We start from the raw sequence: 14,471 nt of genomic DNA on the forward strand, positions 1-14,471 counted from the left end.
GAATATAGAGAGAGAAGATGGTTGCTTCAGACTTTGATACTACTAGGTTGGGAAAAACTGGACTGAAGGTAAGTGAACTCGGATTAGGAACATGGAGGTTCGGTCACGAAGACGATCAGGGGAATATACCTATTGGGAAAGAGCGGGCACATACGCTCCTTGACCGATATTCGTCATTAGGTGGTAATCTAATTGATACAGCGAACGTGTATGGTGAAGGACTAAGCGAGCAGTATATTGGTGAATGGCTTGAAGACTACGACCGTCGTGACTTCATAATTGGTAGCAAGATCTACTGGCCAACCCGAGATACGGATCCAAATGCGAGTGGCTTGAACCGGCGCCATATTCGAAATCAAATAGATAAGATTCTGTCACGGCTAAACACGACATATCTCGATATATTATACGTCCACCGCTGGGACGAAACAACAGATGTCGGTACCGTAATGCGGACACTTACAAATCTCGTTTCTGATGGTAAAGTTAATTATCTTGGATTCTCCACCTCAATTCCCAATGCATGGCGTGTAGTTCGAGCCAATGAGTATGCAAAAAAGCACGGACTAGAACCATTCTCTATTGTCCAACCACAATATAATCTTGTGACGCGCCAGATTGAGAGTCAGTATCTCCCCATGTGTCGAACGTACGATCTTGCCGTAACGACGTGGTCACCTCTTGCTGGTGGTTTTTTAACTGGCAAATACAGTCGTAGTGGAACAAAACAGGAAGATGCGAGAGGAAACCGAGACGATTACTTTGAAGACCGGTATCTTACTGAGGCGAACTTTAAGATCTTGGATGCGGTCAGAGAGGTAAGTAATGAAGAAGGAATCTCACCGACACAGGTGAGTCTTCGCTGGTTAATTGAAAATGAGGACGTTTCAGCTCCTATCATTGGGGCACGTACTGTCGAACAATTAGAAGAAAATATCAAATCTACAACGGTCTCTCTTTCACAGAATCATATTACTCAACTTGACAAATCTGGAGATTGGAGTGGATACTGACTGTCGACAGAAATACGCAGTAGCATTTAAGCAACTGAAAGAACGACATAGAAAATATGAGAACAGTAGAACTTGGCGACGAGACGATAGGAGCTGGATCCACATTTGTGATTGCTGAAGCAGGATCAAATCATAATAATAATATTTCGCAAGCAAAGCAGCTTATTGACGTGGCTGCTGATGCGGGTGCTGATGCGGTGAAATTCCAAACATTTAGAGCAAAAACAATGTACCCCGAAAGTAGTGGAGCTGCGGATTATCTTGACACTGATGAGTCATTGTATAATCTCGTTAGTGAGATGGAGATGCCATACGACTGGATCCCAAAACTCCGAGACTACTGCCAGAATCGTGATATTCTCTTTTTATCCACTCCTACCGATCGGCGTGCTGTTGATGAACTTTTTGACTACGTACCCGCATATAAAATTGCCTCGTTTACTATGTCGCATCATCCGTTCCTGAGATATGTCGCACAACAGGGAAAACCAGTTATTCTATCAACAGGTGCTCACGGTATGTCTGAGGTTGTAGAAGCTGTCGAAACACTTCAATCAGCGGGCCTCGACGATATCATTGTGTTACAGTGTACCTCCTCGTATCCGGCACCACTAGGATCAACAAACGTCCGTGTTATTGATCGATTTAAACGTAAATTTGGGCTACCAAGCGGATTATCTGATCATACCCTTGATCCAATTATCGCCCCATCAGCAGCGGTCGCTACCGGAGCAGATATCATTGAAAAACATTTCACACTTGATAATTCAATGGATGGTCCGGACCACGAATTTGCTATTGAACCGGCAGAACTCAAAGATATGATTAGCTCTATTCGCAAAACAGAACAGGTACTGGGAGATGGCGAAAAAGAGATACAGTCGGTTGAAAAGGAGATGCACGACATTGCACGACGGCGTATTCATGCATCAACAGATATAGAAGAAGGTGAGCAGTTGACAACAGAAAACATGGATATACTCCGATCTGGAAAGAATGAGAACGGACTTGCTCCAAAATTCTTTGATGAAGTCATAGGGATGCACACAACGGAACATATTTCCTCGGGAGAAGGAATCACGTGGGATGTTATTCAATCAGATGACCTGTAATTATGACCGCAGTTTGCTTTGACCTTGATGGAACGTTGTTCGACGACCGGACGTATGTTGAGGCCGGGTTTCGGAGCGCAGCGGCATACCTTTCAAATAAGTATGAGATTGATACATTCGGAGATATGGTGTGGGAATACGCCATTAGACGGAATTTTAAAACGGTTTTTGACCAGATTATTGAATCGTATGGGCTTCCACAAGAAGAAGTAGATTATCTGGTTTCAGCATACCACAGTAGTGACCCAGAGCTACGGCCGTATCCTGAGGTAGAAACGATATTAACAAACCTCCCCAAAGAATGTCAAACAGCAGTTATTACTGGAGGAAAACACGGTGAGAAGAAGCTTCGGAAGCTTGGATTATCTAATGTATTTGATGAAGTATATGTAGCACCGGACAACAAAACATCGAAACGGCAATCCACACCTTTTGAGACTGTACTTAAGAGACTAGAAGTATGTCCAAAGCATGCTGTATTCGTTGGTGACAATCCTGAGCTTGATTTCTACTGGCCAAATGATCTCGGAATGTTAACGGTCTGGGTGCGGAGGCAAGAAACTCTCTTTCAATTACCGGAGTCAAATGATGCCCGGCCCCAGTATGTACTTCCAGATTTGACATTGATCCCAGAAATTGTAAATATACTCAAGAAGACTACAGATTAATTGTACTCAATTAGTTTCGAAACTACACGCTTTGTGCCCAAAGCATCTACAAGCGATTTACCCCTTTTTTGCTTTTTTTCTCGGCAATCTGGATTTTGTATGTATTTTTTGACTGCCCGCATAATTGTGGGCGTATCTATTTGCCGTTCCAAGACGATTGCCATGTCACGGTCTCGGAGAGCCGCCGCGATCGGCTCCTGATTGTCGACGATAGAAATACTCACTATAGGTGTCCCCAATGCAAGCAGTTCATATGTCGTACTACTAGCAGTGCTCACTCCAAAATCGGCCTGCGCCATTCGATCGACGAGATCGTCTGGATCGCGGGCTACTCGCACGTCCGCAGAACATGTCCGTGCCGCGTTGTGAATCGCCTGCTCCTGCTCAGTGGTACAACCTGGCCCCACAATTGCGTCCACTCGAATATCAAGACCGTCGAAGGCGCGTATTACAGTCGGTGTGAGTTCCTTAACATCACTACCACCCATTGTGACAATCGCACGGGTCGGAGGTTCACGCCATGGCGAATCTCTTGAGACGTGCGCAGTAATCTCCGGACGAAGCAGGAGGTATTTCGGTCCGAGACACCACTCAGGTTCTTCACCGATCGTTTCGTAAGTTAGCTCCGGTGCGTAGAGGTTCCCGTTGATAAGAATATCAGCAGCGATCTGATGGCGGGTGTCATCGGCGATGACGGTGAGTGGTGTGACTGTTCGGAGTTCTCGTTGATACGCGCCATCGGCGAGATACGAGTCTACAACGGTTACGTCAGCGTTATCGCGGGTAAACTCTCGAACCGGCGTGGGATCCTCTCGAGAGGATATGGTCACCGTACCTACACCGTCGGGGCAGACTTCTCGGACGTGATCCGGCGTCGTCGTAACGTATGTGACTTCGTGACCACGGGCGAGGAGTTCGCTGGCGAGTGCGCCGGTTCTAACCAGGTGTCCGTAGCCTATTTCTGGGCCACCATCGGCACGCACCACGACGTACATTAGTGGGACTTTTGCTCAACGCTTGCGTTCAATTCCATAAGATCATTTTCGTCAACATAACGAATAGCGTTTCGAATTGGGAGAATATCATCGTAAGGAACGTGGTCATAGATGCGACGTAGGACTTCATAATCAGCTGCCTCGTCAAGCGTCAAGCGGAGGTCGTCACGATCCTGAAACTGAGAGTCGTTAAATACAGTATCAGATGTAATCGAGGCAGTTTTGAAGCGCTCTGATTCCTCACGATAATACGGAGTCACGTGCTCACGGTGATGTGGTTCGGTTGTTTCGTTGGCTACTCGCTCAAAGCTTTCGAAGGTGAACGCCTCGACATCAAGCCCACGAGGAAACGTCCGCTCGAAAATATTGGCAGCGTATTGTGTCGCTCCATCTTGTATCGGTCGAACCACGGCATCAATTGTTCCGGGATCGATTAACGGACAGTCACCCGTGATACGAACGATAACGTCCGCATTTGCTGTTCTGGCCGCATCATACATCCGCCCGAGAACATCGGATTCGCTCCCACGAAACACGTCGGTTCCAAAGTGCGATACACGTTCATCGATTACGTCATCTCGTGGTTCGGTCGATGTGGCAACGATTACTTCATCGACAAGAGTTGCTGATTCCGTACGGGCGACCACGTGTTCAAGTACATGTCGTCCATTGAGTGGATACATCACCTTTCCGGGAAGGCGTGTTGAACCGACACGTGCCTGAATGACAGCAGTTACGTTCACTACTATAGGTAGATGTATTTCGATTATCGGTGTTTCGGTTCGTGATTATACAGAACACTCCACATAGAGAGCGGCCATACGGAAATTAGGAGAAAGTCAAGTGATTCTCACGCTCTTGAAAGGTGCTTGGGATATCGAGTGAGAGTCATTGATAAGATAAATTCCGAACGACAAACGAAGCACTATAATTGGATATCAATCGATCGCAAATTACTTGTTGGAGTTTAGCGAAACGATTTTGATGGTCGGATATCGCTGCCGATTTAAAAGAAGAATCGGGAATATATCGACTAACGAGGCTATAGAGTAGATAATGAATTTTAGATCAGAAGTTGTAAGATTAGCGTCAAAAGTAGATCAGGTGGACAACCTGGTTGATCTCTATGAGTTTACTTTTGGGCAGAACCCTTGGACTTCAGATTTGCGTGTTGATAACGAGATACAGCAATTCAACTTGGATGAAACTGAACGGAGGGGATACGTTCTCTTCCCACTAATTCCCGGCTATCATACGCTGTGTCTCCGTGTTTGTGTATTGGGTCATGCCCTCCGTACAAGAGGATATGAACCAATTATTTTACGCGACAACTTAGATCTCCCAGAACGGCCAGAGATTACTATTAGCGATAAGCAAGCACACATATCTATAGAAGGCTGTAGAGTCCGATCTGAGGCATATCCAGATCTCTTTAATTTGAAAACGCACAATATTGGTGAAATTATTTCGGGCGATTACCCAGATATAGATATCCAGTCGTGTAGTGTGGAAGAATTGAAGAATTTTGACTATAAGAAAAATAACATTTCAGAGACTGCTATGTCATCGACAAAAAAATATTTGAAAAAATATACAATAGATTTGACTGATTCGGAGGAACGGGCTGTTTTTGAGAATTTTCTCTATGGTGGTATTATACTAGTAGATTCGACACAAAAACTACTTAATAAGTATAATATAGAAGCCACAATAGTCAGCGAACCAACATACATCCAAGGTAATGTCCCGATGAAGGTGTGTAAAAGGAACGAAGTGCCAACCTACACACAGGCATTAGGCTATCACCAGAATGAGTTGATATTCGGAAAATCAAGCAATCGAAATTATATGCCTCAGTTTGATAACACTAAAATAATTACACAGGCAATCAATACCCAACTTTCGGAGAAACAATTAAAGCGTATAGATAGAATTATGACCGAACGGAAGGGTGGAAAAATAACCCAAACATATCATACAGTTAATACAGATATATCAGTTGAGAATTCTAGTTCTCTATTAGTGGGTATATTCTCACATTTATTATGGGATGGAGCGTTAGAACCTGAACAAGCTCTTTACGATAACATCTATGACTGGCTTGACGAGACAATCAAGGTAGCAGCTGAAAAAGAAAATATTCAATTTATCATTAAATCACATCCTGCTGAGGAGATAAGAGGAACAAATGAAAGTACTGGAGAATGGATTGAACAGAATTATTCAACACTTCCAGATAACATCGAGTTTCTCCCTCCAGACACAGACATAGACACGTACGCTCTTATTGATGATCTCGACGCAGGTATCGTTTATGCGTCAACGGTTGGTCTAGAGATGGCATACGAGGGGATCCCGGTGGTTACAGGAGGATACCCACCTTATCATGGATTCAACATTACATATGACCCCTCCACCAAAACAAAATACAGGGAAGCGATAAGGAATATTGAAGAACTAGACTCAACTGAAAAGAGGAATAAACGCGCACAGAGGTTTGCGCACTTCCTATTTGTATGTAAGCATATGGACTTCCCGCCACTCAACGAGAGCAAAAAACGGATTACACATAATGAAATAATCGATGAAAGAGGGCCATATATACCAATTGTTGAACAGATACTTGCTGACGAGGACATCGTTCAACCAGATTGTTTTAATTTAAAGTAGTAATTCCATAAGGACTGAAATACAATTTTACAGAACACATTCCCCCACACTATCGAATCTTTCATATTCCTTGAAGTAAAGTGAGACTCAATGCGAACAGAAGTATTAGTAACCGGAGGAGCAGGCTTCCTTGGAAGCCATCTCTGTGAGCGACTTCTTTCCGATGGCTATGAAGTAGTATGTCTGGATAATTTTGGGAGCGGCCAGCGTTCGAATATAAACGGTCTTTTAGATCACTCTAATTTTACTCTTATCGATAGAGACATTCGGGTACCGGGATCCCTTCCGTCCGTCGATCAAATCTATCACTTGGCTTCCCGAGCATCCCCAAAAGATTTCACTGACTTCCCAGTCGATATCGCGTTAGCAAATACGCAAGGCACACGCCGGTTACTCGATCACGCTCGCGCATGCGACGCACGGATGGTATTCGCAAGTACTAGTGAGGTGTACGGCGATCCAGAAGTTCATCCACAACCAGAAACGTATACAGGAAATGTGAATATTCGAGGCGTGAGAGGCTGTTACGACGAATCAAAACGGTTTGGAGAGACTCTAACTGTCGCGTACCAGCGTAAGTACGATGTTGATGTTCGAACCATTCGTATTTTCAACACATATGGACCGCGGATGCGTTCGGATGATGGACGAGTGGTTCCGACTTTCGTAACCCAGGCTCTACAGGGAAAGGATCTCACGATATACGGTGATGGTGAACAGACGCGGAGTTTCTGTTACGTAGATGATTTGGTTGATGGTCTTATGTCGTTGATGAACACGGACAATCTGAAACACGATGTCTACAACATCGGTAAAGAAAACGAACGGACTATTAAGGAATTAGCAAATGAAGTGCTGGATCTAACCAATACTCGCTCAGAGATTACCTATGAGCCGCTACCGGAGGACGACCCAGGGCGACGGAAACCCGATATTACGCGTGCGAGGACAGAGTTGGGGTGGGAACCAGAGATTCCACTAAGAGAAGGACTCAAAAAGACTATCGAGTATTACGAATCTAAGTCGGTCTGAAAAGTAGATGAGCACGGACGAGAGACCTACACGGACATTACCAAGCAATATATTCCAGTATTATTCAGAAAATGGAATCACTGACTTAGCAAAGGAATCCGTACCGTATCTAGCGAGACAGTATATTAGAAAGCGACAGATTACAGCTGCGGAAGCCCAAGAGGCGTCGAATTCAGGTCGAGTCTGGATAGACGAAGGGGAGGAGACGATCTCGATACCGAAAGCAGAGAACGCAAGACTTCGTCGTGAGTTCGAGTCATATCCTACCAAGTTCAGTCCAGAGCCGGGTGCGGTTTATGAAATCGAGAATTGTAACCTAGTGGGACCGAACGCTGTGGGACTATACGAAGGGAAGAAACTCATACCTGAGACATCGGGTTTCCGATACGGAAATACGTATATGGGTTCTGGGTCGTCAATATTAAAGGAAGTATTCAAATCCGCACTCGGTTTTCAGCCGGGTCAGACAGCAGATATCGTCTTTCCACTTATCTGTCCAGATCCTAGTTATTATCACTGGGTAATGGAATATTTGCCCAAGCTACGGCTGTACGAGTTGTACCTGCGGGAAACAGATAATGAACCAACGATACTCATCGAACCAAATCCACGCGACTTTGTACGAGATTCCCTCGAGTTTCTCGGATTCGATTCAATCCAGTACAAACAATGGAATCAGAAAGCCACAAGCATTGAAAAACTAATTGTCAGTACGCACCGGCCGCATATCTTTGACTATCGAGATCCGGAATCGTCAGATTACAATCCATCGGTCAAGGACTTTAATTGGATACGTGAACGAGCACGATCGACTGTAGATCAAAAAAAAAATACTTCCGACGGTGAAAAACGGATATACGTATCTCGACAAGGAGCCCAGCGAGAGCGGAAGGTTACAAACATAGATCAGGTGAGTCAGATATTAAGAAAATACGGGTTCGAGTTATATCAACTGGAAGCCCTTACATTTCGAGAACAGGTACAGTTATTCTACGATGCGGACGTAATAATGGGCCCACACGGTGCTGGGCTTCTTAATATGATGTTCGCAGGGGATCCAACAGTAATTGAACTGTTTCCAGAAACAATAATAAAACCTCATTTCTACTACCTATCCGCGATGTTTGAATTCGAATATGAATCCGTAGTGGTCGATTCAAAGGAATCTAATTTACAGATAGATCCAACTGAACTAGAGGACTATCTTAGTCTTGCCTTAGAATGACTTGAGATAGTGTAACCAGGTTATTCACAGATAGATAATTACAGCCGTCCCTGTGATGTCAGCATCACGAATAAAGAGACTATGTCATACAGTAACCTCAGTATAGTGGAACAGTTCGAGAAAACAGAGATAAAAGGCCGAAGTTTTGGGTCACCTGATTTGTCGTCAGAGACATTATCTGTGAGAAAAGAATATATATGTTACAGTGTTTTATTTATCCTTCGTTAACGCCGGTTAGTTCGACCCGGCAGGAGCCAAGAGTAATATAAGGCGGTTGTTATTTAAAAACGACTCTCACCTATATGCCGTAGTATTAACCTAGTTAATGAATCTACGTTCTCTTGATGGGCATTCTTATTAGCCGGATTTTGTGTCACTACCTCACTTATATCGTCTATTTTAATTAGGAAGTTTTCTATGTCCCTTTTCTTTATATTTATTCCATTTAATATCCTGTTAATTGCGCTGCTGACCTCCTCTTTTGTTTTAACCTTAAAGCATCCAGGGCAGGCAGAATACCATGCATCTCCAAAAACAAGTGATGGCGTTAATCTGACAAGGCCCTCCCAACCAGCAGTACCCGTAACTGTGCTAACAGCAATGCTTGAATCGATCAAATCAAATGAGGAGGTGTTTTGCTCAACTAGAGAGACTTGATTGATGCTATTAAGAAATTCATAATCCTCGACAGTCCGCCCTCGATCACCATCAGGCTGGAAGCTGAACTGCGAGGGATGTTCTTTAACGAATATCTTAATATGGTTGGGTAGTACGTTTGCCAATAATTCAATCGCTAAATATTGATTAACAAAATCCCCGCCCTCAGGAGAAGTTGTTCTCTCTGGTTGGTAGTGGAGGGGGAAATATAGAAATTTATTCGTTAAGTCCGGATGTATGGAACGGTTCGCATACTCATGCTTGAGCCTTTGTTTATAAATCTCCGCGCGGAAGCGGTACAGTAGCCAACTGTATTTATTCATTCTGGAATCACTATACAATTGTTTGTCACGCTTTAACACACTAGTTGGCGAAAAATACCACCATTTTACTATGTACTCCCGGATAGAGTGGTTTAGGTTCGGGAGATATGGGTTCTGATTTTGCATATACTCAGGTTCAGCTGTAGTATAATCTCCTCTGATTTGATCTAGATATTCCTTTAATTCAGGCGACAAGGAATCATTATCGGACTCATTTCCAAATACATCATTTGTATGATGTATTCTACTTCTCGTATAACAACGATCATTAACCGTTGTCCTTGTTATCAACACTGTTTCAACTCCCTGCTCCCTACATACGCGATACAATACATATGTGGCAGCATTATGGGGAATATCGCTGAAAATAGAATAATCGATTTCTAATTTGTCAATTATATATCTCCACTGTGATAATAAGTTGTGATAATGCCGTAACCTCTCTCCGTAGCTGAATCCCTCATCGGTCGCATTCCCCATATCCGCTCGGTCCATCATAGACAAAACTGTAGATTCTGTTTCACGAAAAGTCGTCAGAATGTCCTCATCTACTGGATATTCTGAGAATTCAAATGAACTATATTCTTCAGGTAATATGCCTTTTCTACAATCGTAAATATCGTGTACAACGCAATCAGGAAATAGGTTGTTTATATCCCTATCAACCTCATTTGAATTGACAATCCAGTAACAGGGTTGGATATCTGCTTCCTTCGATATGTTATCTACTGTGTCAACCCAGAAATCTGAAGCCGAAGTACAGTAAAGTGCTTTCTGAGACATTATTATCACATTATCTTCCAACAACCCGTACGACGCGGATCTGCCGAGGTAGGATTATGCTTACTCATCATAGTATGATTCAATCGAGATGGACAAGTTCTGGAGATTTCGTTTAGAGGTACTTCCCCACTCGCCATCAAAGCTTCCCTCTACCAATCCGTGAACGAACACTATTAATTCCTCGTCGGTTGGACCGCCCTCGTCGATCGCCTTGGTGAGCGCTCTCGGCAGCTCGTTCACATCATCTACGCTGTGCGTGAATCGAGCATCCGTGTAGAACGCTTCTCCGAGGGCAACGACAGGTTTCCCGTAGAGGAGTGCCTCGTAGCCCACGGTGTTATTCAGTACAACGACTACTGATGCGTTCTCCAAGATGGATGCTACAGGATACTCTGGGGCTAGTGCCTTTGAGTGCCGAACGATCGTATCGACCTCGGATTTCGGCTGCGCGCCAACTTGCTTCGGATGGTCCTTCGCAAACAATTCATGATCGTACGGTACAGACCGAGACAAGTATTCCACGAGCCAACTCTGCTTGTAGAACGCCGGCGCTCGAACCAAGACACGTGACTCACGATAATACTGGAGCGGATAGAATACGTAGTTAGACTCCTCGACGAGGTCCACGGACTCGTCGAGATTGAGGTACTTCCAATCGGCGTAAGCTGCTAAAATTCGCTTGAAGATGTTACCCCTCGTCCATCGTTTGATATAGGGACCAAGATCTCGGGCGTGTCGACGGATGATTTCCGCTTTCTGTCTAATATTTTCTCCGAGCGAGCGCTGATGCGGGCCAGACTGAATTTGCCCGGAATCAGAACGAAACCGCTTGATGAACTCCTCTGCCCGCTCAATTTCTTCTGTGGTCAGCTCCTCGTACGACGCCTGCTGGATCGTGTTCCAAGACTCTGACTCGTCACGATGGAATCCGGACGCGCCATCAATCGGTGAGAACCCAACCCAGATCGAAGGAACGTCATAGTAATCTGCTACCGCCTGTAATGAGCGTCTCAGAATCTCGCCACCCTGATTCTGGAGCGGAACCCCTCGATAGCCATCACGATATAGTTCGTCCAAGAAATCGAGACACCGATGTAACTTGGTGATATAGGGATCGTAATCCGAACTGTCGAAATTCGAGAAAATATACGGCTCTGAGGACGGTTTCGGATATACATAGTCATATGCCATTTCTGTCGCGACGAACGAGCGTGGACTGTCAATATTAAATTTTTCTAACAGCTCATCAAGTGACTTCTCGGGAGAATAATTCGAAGGATCACGGAGCACTCTCTCAGAGTGGACTTCTCTTTGTATTGCTTTTCTTATCCCAGAGTTATTTGGTAAAAATACGACTTCGAACCCCCTATTATGAAGGCAATCAGATAACTGAGAGATAAATACCACATCCCCATCGCCTGTGATTGGTATTAGTAACTGCTCCGAAGGCTGTACGTTGTCCATCGTTGTATTCTAAATAACGAAGTCGTGTCTGAATTGTATATCGGTATTCAAACTTACTGTTTTGTGACAGATTTCCTCTTTTGAGTGTTTACTCAATATTTGCGGCCCTCTCGAAGACATTGAGTGTCTCCTTGGCACACTTCTCCCAGGTGAAATCTCTTACTCTTTCTTGACCGCGAGCGACCAAGTCCTCCCGTAATTTCTGGTTATCCAGTGCTCGCTCAATCACGACGGACATCTGGTCGGGATCCTCCGGATCAAAGTACACCGCTGCGTCGCCACCGACCTCAGGAATGGAAGCGTTTGCGGAGGCAGCGACCGGCACGCCTGTAGCCATCGCCTCTAATACCGGGAGTCCGAACGACTCGATCAGCGACGGAAAAACGAACAAGTGAGCGTTGCTGTAGTACGATCTGAGAGCTGTCTCTGAGACACGGCCGACAAGAGAGACACTTTCTGCGACGCCTAGCTCTCTCGCTAAGTTCTCAACGTCACGGGTGTACTCCGATTCGACGGTTTTGCTGCCGACAATAAGAAGTGGATGTTCTCGGCGTTTCGCTTGTGGGAGCCGCGCATACGCGGCGATCAAATTGTGTACGTTTTTGTGCTTGTACAGGGTGGAGACAAGGAGGATATATTCACTCTCAGCCGACGGGAACTTCGCATCGCTCGTGTGTACATTGGCGAATGACGAACCGACACCGTGTTGGACAGAGTACGCGTTATCTTCGCTGATCCGCAATTCCCGTGTTGCCTTTCGTTTCGATGATTCAGAAACGAATATTGTAGCTTCCGAGGGCAACTGTGCAGCCTCTAGCGCCCCAGAAAGAGCTTGTTCCCGTACTCGCTGGCGAAGTGACTTTTCAACGTCAATGTCGTAGTATAGGTTAGGGTTTTGATTTGCTACGACTTGTGTACAGGGACACCACATGACTGGAATTTCACTCGGCGAGTAAAGGAGGTCGATATTCTGACGAATGATGGATAGAGGAAGACCTGTTTGCTCGTACCACAGACGGCTTCCAGTACCAGACACATCAATAGAGTCCACTGTCAATGTGTCATCATCTGTCGGTAGGTTGAGCTGTTTTCTCGTAGTAGCCGACACGAAGAAGTGGATTCTATGGTCCGAGATATCCAGAATGTTGGTTACGAGATTCTGTAAGTACGTCACTCCGCCCCCGGTCTTCGCAGCCAAGCCATTGATTCCGATTTTCATATTTGTTAGGAGAGTTTAATTTGATGTCACTTAGTTGCTGTTAGATGTGGTGGCCCGTTCGTGTGGAACGATGTCAGACGCGACAAATCCAAACGTAATTGCGAGTACTATCGAGTAGATAGTAAGGTGGAATATAGTCAACGATTCAAAAATCGAGATGACCCAATAGCTGGTCAAGATTGCCGGAAATACTGCTGGCGTCGTTCCCACTTTCCTCCGTACGGACAGCAACAACATTTGAGTGAACAAATACAGATAGGAGATTGCTGCTCCGACACCGCTCCATGTCCCTATCATAAAGTATGCGTTGTGTGGCTGTGTCTGGAATTCTGGAATAATAGTTCTAGAATTCCCTACACCGTATCCTAATAGTGGTTGCTGGAGAATAGCGTCGAGGGCATGTCTCCACCGGAACGCTCTCGGCGCAGACACGGCTTCAACCAGACTGGGGATAGGACCGATCCCAGTTGGGGCAAGAAAGAGAACGGTGCCAGTGATACCGCACAAACACAATATTCGAACTGTCACTGACGATAGATTGTGTACCACTACGTACATCACAACACCCGCAGCGAGTGCAAGTAGAGCTCCCCGAGAACGAGTCAAAAAGAGTATAATTGTTGGTACGGCAGTTACAACTCCGAACGAGAACACTCCCCAGGTTGAGTGCTCGGCTGCCCGTTCATAGAGGAAGTTCGCGCCAGCAAGGATACCAGGAAGTAGGGTCATTGCTAGTATGTTTGGGTTTCCGAGGCCGCCAACAGGAACCGGTGCGTACTTTTGTGGTCCAAATACAACAAACTGATCGTAGGGTACCGTCCGTAGCAGTTCTATTGAACCAACTGACTCAAATGGTGTAATGACTGCGAGGATACTGAGCAGCCCTAGAGCGAACGAGATCAACAGGATGTGCCAAAAGAATGATCTTCGGCTGTAGATTTCCGGAATTATGAAGATTCCTGTTCCACTAACAATGATGGCAACTATTGCCCGAAGTGCCGACTCAGGGACGTACGGCCCTGCCGTAATAGAGCTGAGAAGGAAGAGACACCAGATGATCGCCACAGGGAGGATAATTGATCTAGGCAACCTAATATGATTATCAGTTCCGATTATCCAGGATGCTACCAATCCAGCGGCAGCTGCCAGTATTACTACATCTGTCACTCGTGTGTTGCCGACTCCTGTGAGTGACAGGACTGAGGCCACCAGGAGGAGAAGAACTAGCATTTCTGGCTTATCAAGTATGGGCCAGTCCAATTTCTTCATTCTGTTTCAGCCCAACCCCTAAAGCTATATGAAGCTATCTT

12 protein-coding genes are annotated in these 14,471 nt (G+C 45.2%); 6 read left to right on the plus strand and 6 right to left on the minus strand.

Annotated elements, in window-relative coordinates; genetic code table 11:
- The first annotated feature begins 17 nt into the window (after positions 1-17).
- The 3 genes from ACZ5KW_RS01435 to ACZ5KW_RS01445 are packed head-to-tail and all read left to right on the plus strand — an operon-like array spanning position 18 to position 2,793.
- Positions 18-1,013, plus strand: a complete 996-nt coding sequence (locus tag ACZ5KW_RS01435) for an aldo/keto reductase (protein WP_343779162.1) — start codon at positions 18-20, stop codon at positions 1,011-1,013.
- A gap of 56 nt (positions 1,014-1,069) precedes the next feature.
- The gene (locus ACZ5KW_RS01440; RefSeq protein WP_343779164.1) at positions 1,070-2,125 is read left to right on the plus strand and encodes an N-acetylneuraminate synthase family protein; all 1,056 of its coding nucleotides are present in this window, start codon (positions 1,070-1,072) and stop codon (positions 2,123-2,125) included.
- A gap of 2 nt (positions 2,126-2,127) precedes the next feature.
- Positions 2,128-2,793, plus strand: coding sequence for an HAD family hydrolase (locus tag ACZ5KW_RS01445; protein WP_343779165.1), 666 nt, complete (start codon positions 2,128-2,130; stop codon positions 2,791-2,793).
- On the opposite strand, the gene ACZ5KW_RS01450 is transcribed toward ACZ5KW_RS01445, so the two are convergent.
- A complete protein-coding gene (locus ACZ5KW_RS01450) occupies positions 2,790-3,788 on the minus strand; it encodes a PseG/SpsG family protein (RefSeq protein WP_343779166.1) in 999 nt (332 codons plus the stop codon). The genes ACZ5KW_RS01445 and ACZ5KW_RS01450 overlap by 4 nt on opposite strands.
- Positions 3,788-4,531, minus strand: coding sequence for a glycosyltransferase family protein (locus ACZ5KW_RS01455; protein ID WP_343779167.1), 744 nt, complete (start codon positions 4,529-4,531; stop codon positions 3,788-3,790). Before ACZ5KW_RS01455 ends, ACZ5KW_RS01450 begins: the two co-directional genes overlap by 1 nt.
- Positions 4,532-4,892: 361 nt before the next feature.
- On the opposite strand from ACZ5KW_RS01455, the gene ACZ5KW_RS01460 reads away from it, so the two are divergent.
- From ACZ5KW_RS01460 to ACZ5KW_RS01470, 3 genes are all read left to right on the plus strand, one after another.
- Positions 4,893-6,458 (plus strand): capsular polysaccharide export protein, LipB/KpsS family, encoded by a 1,566-nt coding sequence (locus ACZ5KW_RS01460; protein WP_343779170.1) that lies wholly within the window; start codon positions 4,893-4,895, stop codon positions 6,456-6,458.
- Positions 6,459-6,548: 90 nt separating this feature from the next.
- Entirely contained in the window at positions 6,549-7,490 is a 942-nt protein-coding gene (locus ACZ5KW_RS01465; RefSeq protein WP_343779172.1) for a UDP-glucuronic acid decarboxylase family protein, read from the plus strand.
- A gap of 7 nt (positions 7,491-7,497) precedes the next feature.
- A complete protein-coding gene (locus ACZ5KW_RS01470) occupies positions 7,498-8,715 on the plus strand; it encodes a glycosyltransferase family 61 protein (RefSeq protein ID WP_343779174.1) in 1,218 nt (405 codons plus the stop codon).
- Between the two features lie 281 nt (positions 8,716-8,996).
- Here ACZ5KW_RS01470 and ACZ5KW_RS01475 read toward each other — a convergent pair whose 3' ends face one another.
- The 4 genes from ACZ5KW_RS01475 to ACZ5KW_RS01490 all read right to left on the minus strand — a co-directional run bounded on the left by ACZ5KW_RS01475 (position 8,997) and on the right by ACZ5KW_RS01490 (position 14,430).
- On the minus strand, positions 8,997-10,478 hold the full coding sequence (locus ACZ5KW_RS01475) for a capsular polysaccharide export protein, LipB/KpsS family (RefSeq protein ID WP_343779177.1): 1,482 nt from the start codon (positions 10,476-10,478) through the stop codon (positions 8,997-8,999).
- A 60-nt stretch (positions 10,479-10,538) separates the two neighbouring features.
- Positions 10,539-11,942 carry a capsular polysaccharide export protein, LipB/KpsS family gene (locus ACZ5KW_RS01480; protein ID WP_343779178.1) on the minus strand — a complete coding sequence of 468 codons (1,404 nt, stop codon included), beginning with the start codon at positions 11,940-11,942 and terminating at the stop codon, positions 10,539-10,541.
- 88 nt (positions 11,943-12,030) lie between these two features.
- Complete coding sequence (locus ACZ5KW_RS01485) at positions 12,031-13,161, minus strand: glycosyltransferase family 4 protein (protein ID WP_343779179.1); 1,131 nt, start codon at positions 13,159-13,161, stop codon at positions 12,031-12,033.
- Positions 13,162-13,191: 30 nt separating this feature from the next.
- The gene (locus ACZ5KW_RS01490) at positions 13,192-14,430 is read right to left on the minus strand and encodes an O-antigen ligase family protein (protein WP_371152671.1); all 1,239 of its coding nucleotides are present in this window, start codon (positions 14,428-14,430) and stop codon (positions 13,192-13,194) included.
- Positions 14,431-14,471: the final 41 nt, after the last annotated feature.

The sequence above is a fragment of the Halorubrum ejinorense genome (assembly GCF_055389685.1).